The sequence below is a fragment of the Paenibacillus sp. FSL R10-2736 genome (assembly GCF_038000245.1).
Lineage (GTDB): Bacteria > Bacillota > Bacilli > Paenibacillales > Paenibacillaceae > Paenibacillus_AQ > Paenibacillus_AQ phytohabitans.
This window is the reverse complement of record NZ_JBBOBN010000001.1, coordinates 5,511,137-5,531,308: the sequence shown is the minus strand read 5'-3', so window position 1 is coordinate 5,531,308 and position 20,172 is coordinate 5,511,137. Positions and strand designations below refer to the sequence as shown.

The following is a 20,172-nucleotide window of genomic DNA, read 5'->3' as shown; positions in this document are numbered from 1 at the left end:
GTTTTTGGTTTTAGTTTTCGGTTTTAGTTTTCGGTTTTAGTTTTTGGTCTTAGTTTTTGGTCTTCAATGTTGAGCTTAGCCTGAGTTATTTCCAGGCGCCAGCTCCGGTTTTAGCCTGAGTTTGAGCTTAGTGATTTCGGAACGAAGCGATCGGGTTGGCTTAGAATTTTGTCACCTCCGAATCCGCTTCATCCAAACAAAAGGCTATTAGTAACGGAGGGAAGTTTGGAACTGTAGGAGCGATAGCGTCCGCCTTTGTCTCCGGATGTTATCCGCTAATAGCGGTACAATTCAGAACATCTGGAGACAACAGCGGCCGAAAGTCCAAACTTTCCCGCAGTTACGGCCCGCCTTTTAGCATTCGATTTTCAAAAAATGAGGAGATGACAAAATGACCACTTTTCCACATGGCTTCCTATGGGGCGGAGCAATCGCCGCCAACCAGGCAGAGGGCGCTTTTGACGCAGACGGTAAAGGATTGTCCACGGCAGATATGGTGCCATACTATAAGAAAAAAGATTACACCAACCTCAAAGAGCTGATGCATGTCACCAGTGAAACGATTGAGCGCGGAATGCAGCATGCCTCAGCGGAGGGCTACCCGAAACGTTATGGGATTGATTTCTATCACCGGTTCAAAGAGGATATCGCCTTGTTCGGCGAGCTGGGCTTCAAAGTGTTCCGCATGTCGATCAACTGGTCACGTATTTTCCCGAATGGGGATGATGCCGCGCCTAACGAGAAGGGCTTGCAGTTCTACGATGATATGTTCGACGAGATGCGTAAATATGGCATTGAGCCGCTGGTTACCCTCTCCCACTATGAGATGCCGATGTCGCTGGTGCTGAATTACGGGGGCTGGAGGAACCGCGCGGTGATTGCTTTTTATGAGAAATATGCTGAGACTGTCATGACCAGATACCGCGATAAAGTGAAATATTGGCTGACGTTCAATGAGATCAATACTACCATCATCGAGCCGTTTACCGGCGGCGGGGTAGTAGAGGATACGGTGGATAACATCCGCGAAGCGTCCTATCAGGCGCTGCATCATCAATTCGTCGCCAGCAGCCTCGCGACCCGCAAAGGGCGGGAGATTAATCCGGAATTCCGCATCGGCTGCATGCTCGCGCGTATGATCCATTATCCGGCGACCAGTGATCCGGAGGATGTGCTGCAGGCCCAGATCGATAATCAGCTCAACCTGATGCATACCGATGTGCAGGCGCGGGGAAGCTATCCTCCGTTCATGAAGCGTTATTTTGCTGACAATCATATTCAGCTTGTGACTGAGCCTGGCGATGAGCAGTTGCTGCGTGAGAACACGGTGGACTTCATCTCCTTCAGCTACTATACGTCGCTTATTTCCACAGTTACTCCTGAGAAATATGGTGTTACCGGAGGCAATCTGTTCAGCACCGTGAAGAATCCGAACCTGAAGATTACCGAATGGGGCTGGCAGCTGGACCCGATTGGCCTGCGGATTGTGCTCAAAGAGCTGTACGACCGTTACCAGCTTCCGCTGTTTGTGGTGGAGAACGGGCTGGGTGCGAAGGATAAGGTCGAAGAGGATGGTTCCATCCAGGATGATTACCGGATCGATTATTTGCGCAAGCATATTACCCAGGTCAAGGAAGCGGTTCTGGACGGAGTCGAAGTCATGGGCTACACCGCCTGGGGGGCGATTGATATTATCAGCGCGTCGACTTCGGAGATGTCCAAGCGTTACGGCGTGATCTATGTGGACCAGGACGATGACGGAAACGGAACGCTTGACCGGAAGAAGAAGAAGAGCTTTTACTGGTACCAGAAGGCAATTGCCAGCAACGGAGCAGATTTGGAGTAGGCAGCTCATGGCTGGCGCTGCCAGCGCATTGACAACGATTTTAGAAGCGGCTATACTTTCTGTAATCTTATAGTTGGTATACGTTGAACGAGCCAGTAGCAGACTTGTCCCTGTTCCCAGAAAGCCGGGGGTTGATGGAACCCGGTATATACAATGGACTGCGAATTACACCTCGGGAGTATCTTGGGTAATGCCAAGCGGAGCTAAGCGAACGATAACTCGCGGAAGAGTGGTACGGACATGTTTGAATGATGATGTCTGTGCAATTTGGGTGGTAACACGGTTAATGATAATCGTCCCTGTGTCTGAATAGACAAGGGGCGATTTTTTGTTGCCCAAATTCGGAAATTGCGGAGTCACCCGTTAAGCTGGCTGTTTTTCAATGCATACCAATTACACACAAAACAAACCAAAGGGGCTGTACATGTTGAACATTATCGACGAGTTGCTGTGGCGCGACGCCATCAACCAGCAGACAGATGCGGACGGACTGCGCGAATTAACAGAGAGTAAGGCTGTATCGCTGTACTGCGGCGTGGACCCTACAGGCAACACTATGCATATCGGCCACCTGATTCCTTTTATGATGCTTAGACGCTTCCAGCTTGCCGGACACCGTCCGGTCATTCTGATCGGCGGGGCTACCGGAACGATTGGTGATCCGAGCGGACGCCAGAGCGAGCGCTCCCTGCAGACGCTGGAGCAGGTACAGGAGAATGTGGATGCGCTGACGGCCCAGATGAAGAAGCTGTTCATTACGGAAGGCGACAATCAGGTGCGGATGGTTAACAACTACGACTGGACCAAGGACATGAACGTCATCGAATTCCTGCGCGACATCGGCAAGAACTTCAGCATCAATACGATGCTGGCTAAGGACGTAGTCTCCAGCCGCCTGGACAGCGGAATCTCGTTCACCGAGTTCTCCTACCAGATCCTGCAGTCCATGGATTACCTGCATCTGTACCAGCATGAGGATGTGCAGCTGCAGATCGGCGGTTCGGACCAGTGGGGCAACATCACCAGCGGCCTGGATCTGATCCGTAAAAAAGAAGGCAACGAAGCCAAAGCCTTCGGCCTGACCATCCCGCTGATGCTCAAGGCAGACGGTACCAAGTTTGGCAAATCCGCCGGCGGTGCCATCTGGCTGGATCCGAAGCAGACCACACCTTACGAGTTCTACCAGTTCTGGGCGAACACCGATGACCGCGATGTGGTGAAATACCTGAAATACTTCACCTTCCTGAGCAAGGAGGAAATTGAGGCGCTTGCCGAGAAGGTGGCGACGGAGCCGCATAAACGCGAGGCGCAAAAAACACTTGCCGAAGAGATGACCCGCTTCGTGCACAGTGAAGAGCTGCTGGAGCAGGCTAAACGCATCAGCGCAGCGCTGTTCAGCGGCGATATCAGCTCTCTGACTGCCGATGAAATCGAAGAAGGCTTCAAGGAAATGCCGACCTTCACCGCCACTAAGGAGTCGAAGAACATTGTCGACTGGCTGGTCGACCTGGGCATCGAGCCATCCAAACGCCAGGCGCGTGAGGATATTACTAAAGGTGCAATCTCCATTAACGGCGAACGTGTCAACGAGCTGGAGACAGAGATTACCGCTGAGCTTGCCATCGGCGGCAGATTCATCATCGTCCGCAAAGGCAAGAAAAACTACAGCCTGGTGAAATTGGGCTAAGTCCTTGCTGCTGGCTGAGAAGTCCATAGGTAAACACGCAAACAGGTAGACAAGTAAACAAGTAAATATGCAAACAGGTAAATAGTAAATCGGCAAATAGGTAAACAGGTAAACCATAAGAGGCTATCCCGCTGTGTCAGCAATGACGGGGATAGCCTCTTTTTTATAAGGTGATTAATTTGTTTTAGGGTGCCTGCAAAGTACCTGAGTAGTCAGCGTGGCTGTGAGCGAGGTGATCAGTTGTCAGCGTGGTAGTGAGTGAGGTAATGAGGAGGTGATCAGTAGTGAGTGTGGTAGTGAGCGAAGTAACCAGTAGTCAGCGTGGTAGCGAGGAGGTAACTAGTAGTCAGTGTGGTAATGGGCAAGTAATCAGTGGTCAGCGAGGTAGCGAGGAGGTAATCAGTAGTCAAAGGGTAGTCAGCATGGCAGGGAGGGGGTAACTAGTAGTCAGTGCGGTAGTGGCCAAGTTATTAGTGGTCAGCGAGGTAGGGATGAGGTAACCAGCAGTGTGGTAGTGAGTGAGTTGATGTGTGGTCAGCGAAGTAATCAGTAGTCAGCGGTGCGAAGTAAACAGTAGTCAGTGTGGTAGGGAGCATGGTAACCAGTAGTCAGTGTGGTAGTAAGCGAGGTGATCAGTAGTCAGCGTGGTAGTGAGCGAAGTGAACAGTAGTTAGCGTGGTAGTGAGCGAGGTAATCAGTAGTCAGCGTGGTAGTCAACGAGCATACGCCCCGCTCTTGTGGGGCTAATTGGTTGGATTCGTCGTGCGGACCCAGTTTCCTGGACGAGAATCCTGCACAAAATACAACATTTTCTTCCTATATCCGCCTCAAATTGAGAATTGTTGTATGAAATGCAACATTTCCTTTCTTTCCGGCGGCTTAGCCTGACAATTGTTGTATTTCATACAACAATCCCCTCAAACTCCTTGGAAACTAGGGGGCAGAGTTGTAATACGTACAACATTTCTGCCTGGACAAGGCTGTAAAGTGTAATCTTTGCTCAAAAACTCAATCGATGCCGGGCAGAACGCTCGGAATAACGCTCAGCACGCACCCAGCACGCACCCAGCACTCAGCACAGACAAAACGCCCAACACACACAATGCTCAGCACACACCCAGCACCTACCCAGCACCTACCCAGCACCTACCCAGCACCTACCCAGCACTCACCCAGCATACCCAGCACTCACCTGGCATACCCAGCATCCACTCAGCACACTCCAGCACACCCAGAACAACCCCATATTCCCCGCAGCAGCCAGAAGCCCGGCACCGAATGACTATCGGTTCGCTCGAGAATACAGGTGCCTACTGCGGCGCTGCTGGAATCTACATCTTTTTGTCATTGATAATCATTATCACATGATCTATTGTTAGAGATAGAATCGAATCGAGAAGTGACGGTACTACAATAATCGGCTTAGTCAGGTGTAATCAGGTATAATCAGGCTTAGTCAGATGTAATCAGATGTAATCAGATGTAATCAGGTTTAATCCTCTAGCAGCGCCAGCTCGTCTTCGAGTTTGGCAATTTTCTCGCGGAGGGCCTCTGCCCGGGCTTCGTCTTGCGCTTTTAATGCCACCGCCAATTCTTCTGCAGCTAATTCGATCTGGTATACCAGATAGGTGTAGTCCGATGCGGCGGCAGGGTGGCTCGAACGCTGTGAATAAGTCATGGCCTCACACTTCCTTTCTATTATTAATGTAATGCCTGGCTCTGGGCATTGTATCCATCGTTCAATCGTATCTACAGTATGTTCATGATACAGCCTTTCCGTGAGCGGCTCAACCTTTGTCACCCGTGACAGCCGTATTTTTGCGCCGGAAATAAGGCTTTGGCGAGGGAATTGCGACATTATTCACAGACAGTAGGCCCGGTTCTGGTTTTACCATAAGAAGTATTGAAAATTAAAGCTTAATTTTTCAGTAACGTTTGCAGGGGGAGATCCCGCGAAGGAAGGTTGATATACATAATGAAAGCTTTATCTTTTAACACACCGGGCGAAGCCAGGCGGCATCTCGAACAACTGGATAGCAGCAGAGGCTTGGTGCTGTTCGCTTCCGCTGCGGCAGTAAGCGAATTGTCCCGGTATGCACCCTCCCGGGCGGTATTGTGCTCGACCAAAGGCGAATATACCCCGCAGGGCTACCGCAGCGGCGCAGTCACAGGGTTCGAATACGAATCAGGGATAGCCGATATTGTGGAGATCCTGCATCCGCCCGTGCTTAGCGGCAATATACTAAGTGCCTCATATCACAAAGTCCAATGCAACGTTAATGCCTTTCTGCTGCTGCTATGTGACGGTACAGGCGCGATGGAGGAGACGCTCCTCTCCTCGCTGTTTTTCATTGCCCCGGAATTCAAAATCATTGGTGGAAGTGCAGCGGATGATGAGCATGGAGAGACTTATATTTACATAGGAAGCCGCCGGGTGCGGAATCTGGGGATTTTCTTCAATATGCCGGGCCGTACCGCACTGGTTAAAGAAAATATTTATGTTCCCACCGGGACAACGCTGCTGGTGACAGAAGCCGATGTGTTCGGCAGAACGGTGTATTCCTTCAACGGACGTCCTGCTGCGGAAGAATACGCGCGCGTGCTTGGTGTCCCGGAGGCGGACCTGGCAGAGCATTTCCTGAGCAGCCCGCTGGGCAAAAGATACGAAGACGATCTGATCATCGCGTCACCGATGACAATTAACCCGGATGGCTCTGTCACATTTTACAGCCAGGTTATGTCTAGTACTTATGTGGAGGTGCTGAGCGCGGCAGATCCGCTTGCTGTGCTGGAGGAGACGCTGGGCGGGAGCCCGTACAAGCCATCCTTTGTGCTCAACATTAACTGTACGCTGCGGGATCAGCTCTTCATCCGGGACGGTCTGTGGGCGGATTTTGACAGGACGATGCTCGGATTCTGCGGCAACACTACAGGTTTCATCAGCTACGGAGAGCAATATTATAAAAAGCATGCCAACCAGACCATGATTCTGCTGCTGGTTGAATAAGGGAGAGTAGATTGATTATGCAGTGGATAACCAGATTACGCACTTCATGGGGCAAAAGCACCTCTGCCGGAGGTGTTCAAAGTCATAATACACTAGCCGTTCTTGAAAAAACGGACAGCTCCGGACCATCAGCCGGGACGCTAAAGACAGCTGGAACAGCGGCAAATGCTCCTGAGCCTCCAGAGAATACTGGCGGGACAGCTGACGATGCCCCCGCTTCGGCCACTGAATCCTATGGGATGCACGCCTATACCCTGGCCGGACAGATCCGCCGCGAAACTGACGAGATTCTCAAGGAAGAGGCACAGCTGGTAGAGGAGTTTGCGGCTTTACGGGCGGGCAGCGGTGAGCTGATCAGCCAGATCGGCGGGACCCAGCAGCTGCTGGAGCATCTGAAGACCAACAGCGGGCAGACCGAAGATCTCATCAATGAAATGTATGGCAGCCTCTCTTTTTCCTCCAATAAAATTGAATTCGCCAAAGAGTCCAATATCCAGATCTCGGCTGAAATGCAGAAGGCTTCGGCGGTATTTACTGAATTTGTCACCTTGAATGAGGACCTGCGGGGGCATTTCCGGAGCATCGAGCAGCTGGCGAAGATCATTACGGATATTGCTGAGCAGACGAATCTGTTGTCGCTGAATGCAGCGATCGAGGCGGCGCGGGCCGGAGAGCACGGACGGGGCTTCTCGGTGGTTGCCACAGAAATCCGCAAGCTGGCCGACAGCACGCGCAGTCATGTGAAGGAGATCATGGGCTCCCTTTCGGGGATGACCCAGGTGATGGAGCAGCTACACAGCAAGTCCGGTGACGGGACAACAGCGATGACAGAGACGAATGCGAAGATCAGCCAGTCCACGGTATATATGAACGAGATCGTGGAGGCGGAGGAAGAGGTGTTCCAGCATCTGGAGAAGATTCAGGAGTCGCAGGAGAGCAGCATGGAGGATGTGGAGCAGATCAATGGCGATCTCCTGCGCATTCTGGAGAAATCGGGACAGGATGCAGGGCAGTTCCAGAAGATGGTGCTTACCGTCCAGAAAAAAGCCGATCACTATCAGCAGCTGCTTAATCATCTGCACCAGATAGAGCAGCTGCAGCAGCTTGATGAAGCACAGAAGATGGGCGTATAAGCAGAAGCAGGTATCCGATAAAAAAGACTACAACCTGCAGAGGGAATGCTGTGGTGTAGTCTTTCGTATGATTAGGTCAGCCAGAACCTTCTGGCTGGCCTTTTTGGTTATCAGGCAGAGGATTGCGAAGATAAGGTACAGTGTGCTGGAGCAAGTGGTCGTCAGCAGAGTGAAGTGGACTGAAAAGCGCTTATTTCCCGGAAAACCCTAATATTGAGGCCGAAGCGGACTGAGAATCACCTATCCTGTTCATTCGTGCCCAAAATGATGGCCAGCTGGCCCATTAACGGAATCTGAGTCCGCTTATCCCGCAATTCAGCCTGATGGGCCCGATTAGCGGATTGTGAGTCCGCCAGAGCAGCTGATGTGCGATTAGGGCCTGGGCCTGAGGAGGCTGAGGAGGCTGAGGAGTGGCAGTAAACTCTGTTGCTTACTGCCGGTCTCAGATAGGAGCAGCTCCAGCCCGGATGAATTCTCCCCCGCCCGCTTGGCGCCCTTGCCTACAACGCAATAAGTCTGTAGCCGTAAGCACCGACCATCAGCGGACCGGCTGGCACGTGCTCATCGCTCAGCACATCCTGTCCGCCCCGCGGCAGGGTTACACTGCCTCCGAGTCCGTCCATGTTCACGATCGTCCATAGTTCACCGGACGCTCCGTGTCTTGGACAGACGACCGTCCCCGCGGTGACATCGCTCCGCAGAGTCACACCGGCCCGGGCTGCATAATGATCGATCAGCGCGCACAGCAGCTTGTCCCCCGCTTCTCCGGAGGGCAGGGAGCCGAGCATTACGATGGCTCCGCGGCCATAGGGCTGCTCGGTCAGGAAGGCCAGGCCCGGCGTCCGGCCTGCCGTGATCCTGCCGGTCACGGTTGCACCGCCCGGCAACGGCTCGAATACCGCACTCCACAGGGACAGCGGCGCGGAGATGCCGAAGGCCTCGCCAATGCTGCCCGTTCCCTCCATCGGGTAGACATATCTGGTGATTACCCCGGCGATGCGCTCCAACCCGCCCAGTGCAGCATCGGTATGCAGGGTATGGTCGGCTGTGCGGCCTCCGCTCAGCGGACCGGCGATCCAGATGCCGCCAGCCTCTGCAAAGCTGAGAGCCTTCTGCATATATTCCGGTGACAGATAATGCACAAAAGGGGTGAACAGCAGCTTGTAGCCGCTAAGCTCTCCGCCTTCGGGCAGCAGGTCACGGTGTATGCCCATATCGAGTACCCGCTTGTAGTAGTCCCCCAGCAGGGAGCGGTAGCTTAGCTTCCGGTGCGGCTCCGTCGCCAGGTACGCCTTGGTCCGGTCCGAGTAGGTAATTGCGACCTCGGCCTGCACCGGCCGGGTAGCCAGCAGGTGCGGCTCGATCAGCAGACGCGCTGCGGAGGCTTCCCGCACATTGTCATAGCCGAGCGCAGGCTGCCCCCAGGCGCTGATGATGGAGCTGTGCGTCTGCTCGCTGCCGGTGCGCTGCTGCCGCCACAGCCAATAGCAGAAGGCTCCTGCCCCCAACGCATAGGCAGACACAGCCTCAGCGGTGAGATAGCCGTCCGGATGGGGTTCGCCGTAGCTCATGAGCGAACCGGCATAGGCCGGGCTGGTCTCCAGCAGCCAGAAATCCCGTCCGGGCTTGATATTACGCCAGAGATCACAGTTCAGCAGATAGGCGTGCTTATTGGTCTGGGAGGCATAGGTGTCGTACGAGGCGAAATCGAGCTCCCGGAACAGCTGTTCATTGTCCACGTGGAAAGCGACGCTGCTGTTATGGGTTATGGGAGCTGGCGAATAGCGGCGGAGAATCGCTGCCTGCTCAGCCGCGAATCCGGCGGTTGTCTCCATCTGAAACAGGCGGTACAGGGTTACAAGAGATGAGTTATGCAGGAAGGGAGTAGCCACCGGCTGCGGCACCTGATCAAATTGCTGATAGGTCTGGCTCCAGACTCCCGTTCCCCAGGCTTCATTCAGCTTCCCGATATTGCCGTAGCGGCTCTTCAGCCACTCATGCCATAGTGACTTGCAGGTCCCGCACATGCATTCTGACACATGTGCCTTGAGTTCATTATCGAGCTGCCAGGCGACCAGACCCGGCAGCTGCCCCAGCTCTTTTGCCAGCTGTTCGGTGATTATCGCAGCCCGCTGCCGGAAATAAGGGTGATTCGTGCAGACATGCTGCCTGGACCCATGGCCCATAACCGCCCCGTCCGCCCTGATGACCAGGCGTTCCGGGTGCCCGTGTGTCAGCCAGACCGGCGGAGTGGCCGTCGGGGTGCACATTATGGTGTCGATGCCGTAGGCATGCAGCTGCCGGATATGCTCAGCGAAGGGCCGGATATCAATGGAGCCTTCCTCCGGCTCCAGCTCCGACCAGATGAACTCACCCATCCGGACGAGATTGATGCCGGTTTCCTTCATAAGCTGAAGGTCATGCTTCCGTTCAGCTTCCCCCCAGAGCTCGGGGTACCATGCAGCGCCGTAATATAGCTTATGATTCACTTGCTTTACCTCCCGGGGAGCCCATTATGAGCGTTTTGGTCTCCCGGCATCATAGTTGCCCCCCGTGCAGCAGGCAATAGTAAAGTTTTGCCGGCTTTGCACTTTATTGTAGCGGAGCGGATCAGGGCAGGACAGGCCCCTGTCCAAAAAGTCCGATTGCCGGAAAAATCTGCTGAAACCATAATAGGAAGCGCAGCCAAGGCACGGCAACGCAAGGCTGCTTATCTATGTGGAGGTGAATGTAATGAAGCAAGGAGCGGCAATAGGGACAGCAGATATACATGCTGCTGCAACCTACCGCAGCAGGCGGGAGCTGCGCTTCAGACGTCTGAAGCGGGACAAATGGCTCTACATCCTGCTGACCCCGGGACTCCTGTATTTTCTCGTATTTAAATATGTACCCATGTGGGGAGTGCTGCTCGCGTTTAAAGATTATCAGCCCTTTCTGGGCTTCTGGAAAAGCGATTGGGTCGGTCTTGAGCATTTCCGCACGTTTTTCCAGAATCCTGACTTCTTCATGCTGCTGCGCAATACACTCGTGTTGTCGCTGTATAATCTGGTGTTCTTTTTTCCGGCCCCGATCATACTTGCCCTGCTGCTGAATGAAGTCCGGCTGTCCTTCTATAAAAGGACGATTCAGACGATGATTTATGTACCGCATTTCATATCCATGGTCATCGTCGCCAGTATATCGTATGTATTCCTGACTACACAGGGCGGTGCTGTCAACGAATTCCTGTACTCCGTGACCGGGAGCAAGATCGATTTCCTGGCCAGCCCCGACTGGTTCCGCCCGCTGATCATCCTGCAGACCATCTGGAAGGAATGCGGCTGGGGGACGATTATCTTCCTGGCGGCGCTGGCCGGTGTTGATGTTGAGCAATATGAAGCAGCCGTAGTAGACGGGGCCAGCCGCTGGCGCCAGACCTGGCATATTACGCTGCCGGCGATCCGCAGCACCATTGTCATTCTGCTGATTCTGCGGATGGGAACCATTCTGGATAATGGGTTTGAGCAGATTTATCTGATGATGAATGCGCTGAACCGTGAGGTGGCCGAGGTGTTTGATACCTACGTATATGCACTAGGGATCACACAGGGGGCGTTCAGCTACAGCACCGCAGTCGGACTGTTCAAATCGGTGATAGGGGTTGTACTGGTGCTCGGCACCAACTGGCTCGCCAAGAAATCGGGCGAATCGGGACTTTATTGAGAGGGAGGCTGTGTGCGTGGCTAAACATTATAAGAGCCCCGGAGAGATTACGTTTGACGTATTTAATTATTTTGTATTGGGAGTTATCGGAATTGCCGCAATCCTGCCGTTTCTGTTCGTGGTCTCCGGTTCATTCGCAACCGAGGCGGAAATTACGAAACGCGCTGTCTTTCTGATTCCGACTACGATCTCGTTTGATGCCTACCGGTTCATTTTCTCCACGGATACCATTGTAAGAAGTATCGGGGTATCGCTGTATGTGACGGTGATCGGTACGGCGGTCAATCTGTTTTTCACAGTAACCATGGCGTATCCGATGGCCAAACGTTATCTGATGGGCCGCAATGTAATCCTCAATCTGGTTATTTTCACCATGCTGTTCGGGGGCGGGATGATTCCCACCTATCTGGTGATCCGCGAGCTGCAGCTGCTGGATACGCTGAATGCGTTAATTCTTCCGGGTGCGATCAGCGCCTTCAATCTGATTATCGTCAAAAACTTCTTCCAGGAGCTTCCGGTCGAGATTGAGGAGGCGGCCCGCATCGACGGCTGTACCGAGCTGGGGCTGCTGTGGAAAATCGTACTGCCGCTCTCCAAGCCCGTGCTGGCGACGTTCACTCTCTTTTATGCGGTCGGGCATTGGAATAACTTCTTCTCGGCGCTGCTCTACATTAATGATCCGTCCAAGTGGCCGCTGCAGGTGATGCTGCGCCAGATCGTTATGCTGTCCCAGTCGGCAGCTGGTGATCTCAGCTCGATGGACCCGAATTTCGTACAGCCGCCTGAGCAGTCGATCAAAATGGCAGTTATCGTGGTCGGCACACTGCCGATTATGTGCGTCTATCCGTTTCTGCAAAAACACTTTGCCAAAGGGGTGATGCTCGGTTCGGTTAAAGGGTAAAAGGGTATGCCAACATACAAAGGGAGGCTAAGTAATGAAGATTGCGCGCAAAGAAGGTTCCATACATTTGAAACGATGGTTGTTTATGTTACTAGCTGCTATTATGATTTTAAGTGTATTCACCGGCTGTGCCGGCAATAAGGAGAATAATGCTGCAGGGCAGAAGGAATCTGCCTCAAGTGAAGGAAATGCGCCTGGCGGAGCTGAAGCTGCAGAACCGCTGGATCTGACGCTGATGCTGCCGATTTTCAAAACGAATTATCCGAAGGACGGCAGTCCGGTTGCCGCTAAGCTCGAGGAGCTGACGAACACCAAGATCCATTTCGAATGGGTGCCGAACGCTTCCTATACCGACAAATTTAATATCACGCTGGCTTCCGGCAAGCTGCCTGACATTATCTATGTGGGCGATGTCAAAGCCTCAAGTTTCGTGAATGCGGCAAGATCGGGCGCTTTCTGGGAGGTAGGTCCGTACCTGAAGGATTATCCGAATCTGAGCGGAGCGAAGGAAGTTATTCTGAGCAACTCAGCCATCGACGGCAAGAACTATGGAATCTACAGAGGACGGGCGCTGGGCCGCAACGGCGTGGTTTTCCGCAAGGACTGGCTGGAGAAGCTGGGGCTTGAAGCTCCGCAGACCGTGGATGATTTCTACAATATGCTAAAAGCGTTCAAAGAACAGGACCCTGACGGCAACGGTCAGGCGGATACCTACGGCATGGTGCTGGTGAAGTGGACCGGCGGATGGGCCAGCGGCTTCGATACAATCAAGCTGTGGTTCGGTTCCCCGAACAAATGGGGCGTACAGGATGGCAAGCTGGTTCCTGAGCATGAATATCCGCAGTACTTGGAAGCGCTTAAGTTTATGAAAAAGCTGTATGATGAGCAGCTGATCAACTCCGACTTCGCGGTGATGGACAGCTCCAAGTGGAATGATCCGGTGGTCAACAACAAGGCCGGTGTCATTGTCGATGTGGTGGACAACGGGGCACGGCTCGATGACAAGATTCATGCTGCACTCCAGAAGGAAGGCACGGATGAGCCTGACCGTCATTATATGGATGTCATCGGCGGTGTGACAGGAACGGACGGAGCACTGCATACCCTTCCGACTTCCGGTTTCTCCGGCATGCTGGCTATACCGAAGTCGTCGGTCAAGACTGAAGCAGAGCTGAAACAGGTGCTGACCTTCCTGGACCGGCTCAACGAAGAGGATCTGCAGACGATGCTGAACTACGGAATTGAAGGTGTCCATTATAATCTGGTGGGCGGATATATTGAACGCTCAGGCGATACGGTTCTGCTGGAATCGGAAGTGGAAGGTCTCAACCAGATGCTGCCGTTCATTCCGGAGGACAAGGCGAAGCTGGTGAAGCAGACTGCCCTGCGGCTGAAGCAGACAGAGGTACAGAAGGCTAATGAAGCGACGATTGTGACCAATCCTGCCGAAGCGCTGATCTCTGCAGTATATACGCAAAAAGGCTCGCAGCTGGATAATGTAATCAATGATGCGCGCATCAAGTTCATTGTCGGCCAGATTGACGAAGCAGGCTTGAAGTCGGCTTTTGAGGTATGGCGGAAGACAGGCGGGGACGAGCTTGTGAATGAAATGAACGAACTGTACTCGAAGACGGGCAAGTAAGTCCGGCACTGCTCCAGGCACCAGCCGGTTTATACCCGTTATAGCCGTAAGGCTGCAACTCTAAACTATGGATTCGGCTGGTGAATGATATGGAGAATGGAACGGCAGGGGAACGAAAGGGATATACAGGGGGGCGTACCGGCCGGAAGGGCCGGTATTACCGCAATAATCTCATTATTGTGCTGATCGTTTCGTCTATCCCCGGCCTGATCATCGGGTCTCTGGTGTACTTTATGGCAGGGGGCAATCTGGAGAAGGAGCTGCTGGGTATGCATAACCGCCAGATCGAGCAGCGTGCGGACAACATTAATGACCAGCTGTCCAATCTGGAGCTGATGCTGGCCCACTGGGCGTTCGAGCCGAAGTTCGACTACAGCCTGAGCAACATGGATTTCACCCTGAATCATGAACGGGCCTGGGATATTACCAAAACCCTGGTGGTCATGCAGGGCTCGAATTCGATGGCGCGGCAGGTGGAGCTGTACCTGGCGGGCGATCAGCCGGTGCTGTTCGGCACGGAATACGGGACACTGGCGCCCGAAGAAGATGCAGTGTACGGGAAGCTGCTGGAGCAGGAGCGCAGTACCTACTGGACGGAATGGGCGTTTGATCCGGCCAAGCCGGAGCAGAAGGAGCTGACACTGGTGCATCATATTCCCGGCGGAAGCCTGGAGCCCTTCGGGGCACTGCTGCTGCGGATGGACACAGAGAAGGTATCCGCGATGCTGCGGACCATGACCCCGTACAACACGGGGGAAGTATTCATGCAGCAAAAGTCCGGGGGCCTGTTCATCTCCGGGAACGGGATCGATGCAGCCACACCGTTTGTTACTGCGCTGCAGAAGGCGATAGCAGACAGAGGCAGTAAAGACAGCACATCGTTCCTGTATGACTGGGACGGAGTTACTTTCGCGGTGACCTACGGCGATTTCTCCCGGATTGCGAATGAATGGATGTATGTGTCGGCTTCTCCGATATCCAGTGTGACTTCACCGGTGGTGGGGTTATCCCGGATGATCATCCTGGTCAGCTTGTGCGCGCTGCTGCTTGCGGCAGTCCTCTCCTGGATTGCTTCCCGCAAAATCTACTCGCCTGTCCGCCGCCTGCTGCAGACGCTGCTTCCCGAGCATGCGGCCTCCGGGGGCCGGGTGGACGAGATGACGCTGATTGAGCGGCACTGGCAGAATCTTCACGGGCAGCGGCATGCCCTCCAATACACGCTTTCGGAGCAGCTTCCGCATGTGCAGCAGAGCTTTCTGCATCAATTGTTCCAGGGTTATCTGTATGCTTATTCCGAACAGGATCTGCTGAGCCGGATGAAGCAGTACAAGTGGGAAGTGGACAATTGCGTTTTTGTGGTGCTGTATATTCAGCTTACAGGAATCTCCAGCCTGGAGGCCAAGTTCCGCAGCGGTGACGAGAGCCTGGTGTCCTTCGCGGCGGTGAACATTATCGGCGAACTGGCTGCTGAGCATTTCGGGCGGGCCGAGACCGTTAATCTGCATGACCTTACGTCGGGCATTCTGCTGATTGAGCAGGGAAGCGGCCCGGAGCCGGAGCGGGTTCAGGCTTTCGGTGAAGAACTGGCAGCCACGATCAACCGGATGCTTAAGCTGCAGGCAACTGTAGCGTACAGTGCAGAGGTGAACAGCATCTCCGGCATTCCGCGCTCGTTCGAAGCGGCGAAGCAGGCAGCCAGTCACCGCAGATATGGAGGCGGGAACCAGGTGATCAGCCTGGAGCAGCTGGAACGGGAAGGGCAAGGCACGCAGCTGCCGCAGTATTCGTTCGCGCTGGAGCGCGGCCTGATTCAGGCGCTGCGTACCGGCGAAGCGGAAGAGGCGGACCGGCTGCTGGAGGAGTTCCTGAAGACGCTGTCCGAGGGCGGCGCGAAGGTCATTGACGTGCAGCAGGGAATGCTGCATCTGCTCGGCGCGATCCTGCATGCGGTGCTTGAGGCAGGGATTGCCCCGAATCAGCTGTTCAAGGGCAAGAACCTGTATGCAAGCCTGTCACAGATTCATGAGCCGGGCCTGATCCTCTCGTGGTTCCGCGGGCATGTGGTGGCCCCCTTCCTGAAGGAGCTGTGCGAACGTTCTGACGCCGGCATCCGGCGGACGGTTGAACAGGCCATGCTGTACATTCAGCAGCATTATATGGACAATATTTCGCTGGACAGCTGTGCGGATTATACGGGAACCAGCCCTTTTCTGCTCAGCAAGTCCTTTAAACGGGTAACCGGAATTAATTTTATTGATTATTTAACAGAGCTGCGGCTGGACAAAGCCAAGGAGCTGCTGCGCGATACGGATCTGAAAATGAACGATGTCGCCCAGCAGGTCGGCTATCAGCAGAGCTATTTTAACCGGATATTCAAAAAACAGGAGGACATCACTCCGACACGCTACCGTGAACTGAGCCGGCATGAAGGGGAGAAGGAGAACGGAATCAGGTGAGACAGGTACCAAAGGGCTTCTCATTTGCCGTACACGAATAAGCAGCTTTCTCCGGCTCGGATCATTAGTCTCTGTGATCGGTGATGTCACATAAGGAGATGACCGTTTTGTCCTCAGCCATGCCAATACAATTACGCTGGTTGAATCAGCCAGCTGCTGCTGCGGGGGTTACCTGGGGCGTACCCTGGTCCAAGGGAGAACTGAAGCGCGGGGACCTGTCCGCCCTATGTCTTAACGGGACGGGGGAAGGTTGCAGTCTGCCGCTGCAGAGCCGCCCTGCCGCTTATTGGCCGGACGGCAGCATCAAGTGGTCGTTTCATTCGGCCGTATGCCCTGACGGGAGTACGGAGGGTTATACGCTGGAACGGTCTGCAGTGCCGGGGGATATGCCGGCACTGCAGGTGTCCGTTCAAGAAACAGAAGAAGCCTATTTTATCGATACCGGCACCATCCTGTGTACCGTGGGCAAGCGGGGGGCGGGACCAGTCTCCCGGATTATCCGCCGGGCTCCAGAGGAATCCGGAGGTTCCGGCAGCGATCATGGATATTCCGGAGCTGCGGAGGCTGGCGCAGAGCAGCTCCTGTGCAGCGGAAGTGAGCTGGTCTGCCTCCGCGAGCAGCGCGATACGCTCAGCGGTGAGCTAACACTGCGGCAGGAACGCTTTACAGGCGTGACCCGCAGGGCAAGCCTGGAAGAAGCCGGACCGCTGCGTGCTGTGGTTCGGCTGGAAGGCAGGCATAGAAGTGTGAGGGGAGCCAGAGAATGGCTTCCTTATACTTTGCGGCTATACTTCTATGCCGGGCTGGATTCCATCCGGCTGGTGCATACCTTTCATTATGACGGCAATCCGCAGCAGGATTTCATTAAGGGGCTGGGCATCGTGTTCAAGGTGCCGCTAAGCGGTCCGTTGTACAATCGCCATGTCCGGCTGGGTGGCAGTGAAGGAATCTTCAGCGAGTCGCCCAAGACGCTTCATACCCGCAGGACCAAAGGCAAATACGCCGGCATGTTCGCCGGGCAGCTGGAAGGAAAGCTCCAGCAGTTTGACCCGGGGGAGGATGCTTATTTCACGGGACTGCTTCAGGATTCTGCAGTATGGGACAGCTTCAAGCTCGTTCAGGATTCGTCCGAGCATTATGTAATCCATAAGCGGACAGGGGCGGGCTGCACCTGGATTAAGGGGGCAGAAGGCCGGCGGGCAGGAGGGCTAAGCTATGTCGGCTCGGAATGCGGCGGTCTGGCCGCCGGAGTGAAGAACTTCTGGCGAAAGCACCCGTCCGGGCTGGAGATTACCGGAACCTCCGGCAGTGAAGCAGCGTTAACGGTCTGGTTCTGGTCGCCGGAGGTTCCGGCCATGGACCTGCGCCACTACGATACGAAGACGCATGTGGAGTCCTCCTACGAAGGCGCAGATGAACTGCGTGCTACACCGTACGGTATTGCGGGCACCAACGAGCTGACCTTGTGGTGCACCGCGGAAACGCCGGGAACTGCACAGCTGCTGCAGATGCAGCAGGAAGCGGATGAACCGGCGCTGCTGGTCTGCGCTCCGGAGTATTATCACCGCAGCCGGGCGTTCGGCCTGTGGAGCCTGCCGGACCGGAGCACACCGGCCAAGGCCTGCCTGGAGGACCGGCTGGACGGCATCCTCTCCTTTTACCAGTCGGAGATCGGGCAGCGGAAATGGTACGGCTTCTGGGATTATGGCGACTTCATGCACAGCTATGATCCGGTCCGCCATGTCTGGAATTACGATCTGGGCGGCTGCGCCTGGCAGAATGCCGAGCTGGTGCCGAATATGTGGCTGTGGCTCAGCTTCCTGCGGACCGGGCATGCAGATCTATTCCGCATGGCGGAAGCGATGACCCGGCATACCAGCGAGGTGGATGTTTATCATTTCGGGGAATATGCGGGCCTTGGCTCACGGCATAATGTCGTCCACTGGGGCTGCGGCTGCAAGGAAGCACGGATAGCTATGGCCGGACTGCACCGCTACTACTATTATCTGACCGGCGATGAGCGGACCGGCGACATCATGGACAGTGTGAAGGATGCGGATTATTCCACGGTGACGCTGGACCCGATGCGGGCTTATTTTCCGAAGGATGAATTTCCGACCCATGTGCGGGTAGGCCCGGATTGGGCGGCGTTCAGCTCCAACTGGATGACCTGCTGGGAACGGTATGAAGATACGGCGTACCGCGACAAAATCATAACGGGAATCAACTGCATCAAAGCGGCCAATCTGCGGCTGATCTCCGGTCCAACCTATGGCTATGACCCTAAGACGGGAATTCTGAGCGCTATGGGTGATGACAACTGGGGACGGCATCTGGCGATCAGCATGGGCGGGCCGCAGGTATGGTTCGAGCTGGCGATGATGCTGGAGGACCCGGAGTGGGAGGATATGCTCGCGGAATTCGGCGTGTTCTACAACCTGCCTCAGGAAGAGAAGGATGTCATTACCGGAGGAGCGATTACAGGCAGGCTGCGGTTTGAGCATCCGGTGCTGAGTGTGGCTATTGCCGCCTATGGCGCATGGTATAAGGATGACCGGGCTACTGCTGAACGCTGCTGGAACATCCTGCTGGAGAATCCGTTCGGAGCCGTTGACCTTCAGGCAGAGCAGACGCAGGTTACTTATCTGGAACCGATCAATGAGATCGGCTGGATGAATACGAATGAAGCTTCGCAGTGGTCGCTGAACACGATCATTGCCCTGGAGCTGATTGCTGAAGCTCTTCCGGAGCGGGGAGCAGGAGCAGGAGCAGGAGCAGAGGCGGATGCCGGAAAGGCGGTGGCGTCTGAGTGACTGCGCAGCAGGACTTGACGCTGATTCCGGAAGGCTGGCGGGAGATCTACCGCAATACTCTGGAAGGACCCGGGCATGTGGAAGGTTTCCGGATGGAAGGCGACGGCATAGCCACCTTTCCGCAGGGACGTTTAAGGCTGGAGAGTAAACGGGATGCAAAAGAAGGGCAGCAGGCGAATGTGGTCTTCTGGTGCCCGGAGGTTTGTCCGGCGGAGCTTGCGGTATCGTGGAAGTTCCGCCCGCTGCGGGAACCCGGACTGGCTATTCTGTTCTTCGCTGCTGCCGGCGCCGGGGGCAAGGATCTGTTTGATCCGTCCCTGCCGGTCCGCACGGGGGAGTATGACCAGTACCATCATGGGCAGATGAATGCTTTCCATATCTCCTATTTCCGCCGGATGTGGGAAGAGGAGCGGTCCTTTCACACCTGTAATCTGCGCAAAAGCTACGGCTTCCACCTTGTCGCGCAAGGCGCTGATCCGTTGCCTGATGTTGCCGATATGACCGGAGCCTACCGCATGCTGGCCGTGAAGCAGGGTCCTGCGGTGACCTTTGCCGTGGACGGATTGCCGCTGCTGCACTGGGTGGATGACGGTTCGTCCTCCGGCCCGCTGCTGGCAGGCGGCAGAATAGGCTTCCGGCAAATGGCACCGCTGATTGCAGAGTATAGTGATCTGGTTGTCTATGCTCCTTGATTGCCCGGAGGAACGAAAAGAAAAAAAGAGGCGATAGGGGAAATTTCGCACTGCAGGAGGATTGAACCGGTAACCTTTCGTATTAGCACCGGGTTCCTTGCTTGAAATGCTGGCTTTCTGTGACGCTCCCTTAGGGCCTAAGCTTTAACTGTATTTTGTGCAACTAAAGCGATCGATTATTGCACTGCGAGAGCTTTAATTGTATTTCATGCAGTTAAAAGTACACATATTTGGAAAAGAAGACGTTTCGCCATTTTTAATTGTACAGAATACAGTTAACCCGGCAAAACCCG

At 54.6% G+C, this 20,172-nt stretch carries 12 protein-coding genes; 10 read left to right on the top strand and 2 right to left on the bottom strand.

Annotated elements, in window-relative coordinates; genetic code table 11:
• Positions 1-391 precede the first annotated feature (391 nt).
• Positions 392-1,846, top strand: a complete 1,455-nt coding sequence (gene ascB / locus NSQ73_RS23635) for a 6-phospho-beta-glucosidase (RefSeq protein ID WP_340988406.1) — start codon at positions 392-394, stop codon at positions 1,844-1,846.
• A gap of 427 nt (positions 1,847-2,273) precedes the next feature.
• Complete coding sequence (tyrS, locus tag NSQ73_RS23630; RefSeq protein ID WP_340989382.1) at positions 2,274-3,533, top strand: tyrosine--tRNA ligase; 1,260 nt, start codon at positions 2,274-2,276, stop codon at positions 3,531-3,533.
• Positions 3,534-5,025: 1,492 nt separating this feature from the next.
• Here tyrS and NSQ73_RS23625 read toward each other — a convergent pair.
• Positions 5,026-5,211, bottom strand: a complete 186-nt coding sequence (locus tag NSQ73_RS23625) for a hypothetical protein (RefSeq protein ID WP_340988405.1) — start codon at positions 5,209-5,211, stop codon at positions 5,026-5,028.
• A 297-nt stretch (positions 5,212-5,508) separates the two neighbouring features.
• Between NSQ73_RS23625 and NSQ73_RS23620 the strand changes: the two genes are divergently transcribed.
• Together NSQ73_RS23620 and NSQ73_RS23615 are read left to right on the top strand one after the other, a co-directional pair.
• Positions 5,509-6,540: an FIST signal transduction protein gene (locus NSQ73_RS23620; protein WP_340988404.1), complete on the top strand. Its 1,032-nt coding sequence runs from the start codon at positions 5,509-5,511 to the stop codon at positions 6,538-6,540.
• Positions 6,541-6,557: 17 nt separating this feature from the next.
• Complete coding sequence (locus NSQ73_RS23615; RefSeq protein ID WP_340988403.1) at positions 6,558-7,673, top strand: methyl-accepting chemotaxis protein; 1,116 nt, start codon at positions 6,558-6,560, stop codon at positions 7,671-7,673.
• 500 nt (positions 7,674-8,173) lie between these two features.
• Here the strand turns inward: NSQ73_RS23615 and NSQ73_RS23610 are convergent, their stop codons facing one another.
• Positions 8,174-10,162, bottom strand: a complete 1,989-nt coding sequence (locus tag NSQ73_RS23610; protein ID WP_340988402.1) for a beta-galactosidase — start codon at positions 10,160-10,162, stop codon at positions 8,174-8,176.
• Positions 10,163-10,406: 244 nt separating this feature from the next.
• Between NSQ73_RS23610 and NSQ73_RS23605 the strand changes: the two genes are divergently transcribed.
• The 6 genes from NSQ73_RS23605 (at position 10,407) to NSQ73_RS23580 (ending at position 19,879) form a co-directional block, all read left to right on the top strand.
• Positions 10,407-11,375 carry an ABC transporter permease gene (locus NSQ73_RS23605; RefSeq protein WP_039306775.1) on the top strand — a complete coding sequence of 323 codons (969 nt, stop codon included), beginning with the start codon at positions 10,407-10,409 and terminating at the stop codon, positions 11,373-11,375.
• Positions 11,376-11,391: 16 nt separating this feature from the next.
• On the top strand, positions 11,392-12,276 hold the full coding sequence (locus tag NSQ73_RS23600; protein ID WP_039306771.1) for a carbohydrate ABC transporter permease: 885 nt from the start codon (positions 11,392-11,394) through the stop codon (positions 12,274-12,276).
• Positions 12,277-12,310: 34 nt separating this feature from the next.
• Positions 12,311-13,918: an extracellular solute-binding protein gene (locus NSQ73_RS23595; protein WP_340988401.1), complete on the top strand. Its 1,608-nt coding sequence runs from the start codon at positions 12,311-12,313 to the stop codon at positions 13,916-13,918.
• Positions 13,919-14,007: 89 nt separating this feature from the next.
• Positions 14,008-16,374 (top strand): helix-turn-helix domain-containing protein, encoded by a 2,367-nt coding sequence (locus tag NSQ73_RS23590; RefSeq protein ID WP_042134946.1) that lies wholly within the window; start codon positions 14,008-14,010, stop codon positions 16,372-16,374.
• A 119-nt stretch (positions 16,375-16,493) separates the two neighbouring features.
• Positions 16,494-19,187, top strand: a complete 2,694-nt coding sequence (locus NSQ73_RS23585; RefSeq protein ID WP_340989381.1) for an exo-rhamnogalacturonan lyase family protein — start codon at positions 16,494-16,496, stop codon at positions 19,185-19,187.
• Positions 19,184-19,879 (top strand): DUF1961 family protein, encoded by a 696-nt coding sequence (locus tag NSQ73_RS23580; protein WP_340988400.1) that lies wholly within the window; start codon positions 19,184-19,186, stop codon positions 19,877-19,879. Before NSQ73_RS23585 ends, NSQ73_RS23580 begins: the two co-directional genes overlap by 4 nt.
• Positions 19,880-20,172: the final 293 nt, after the last annotated feature.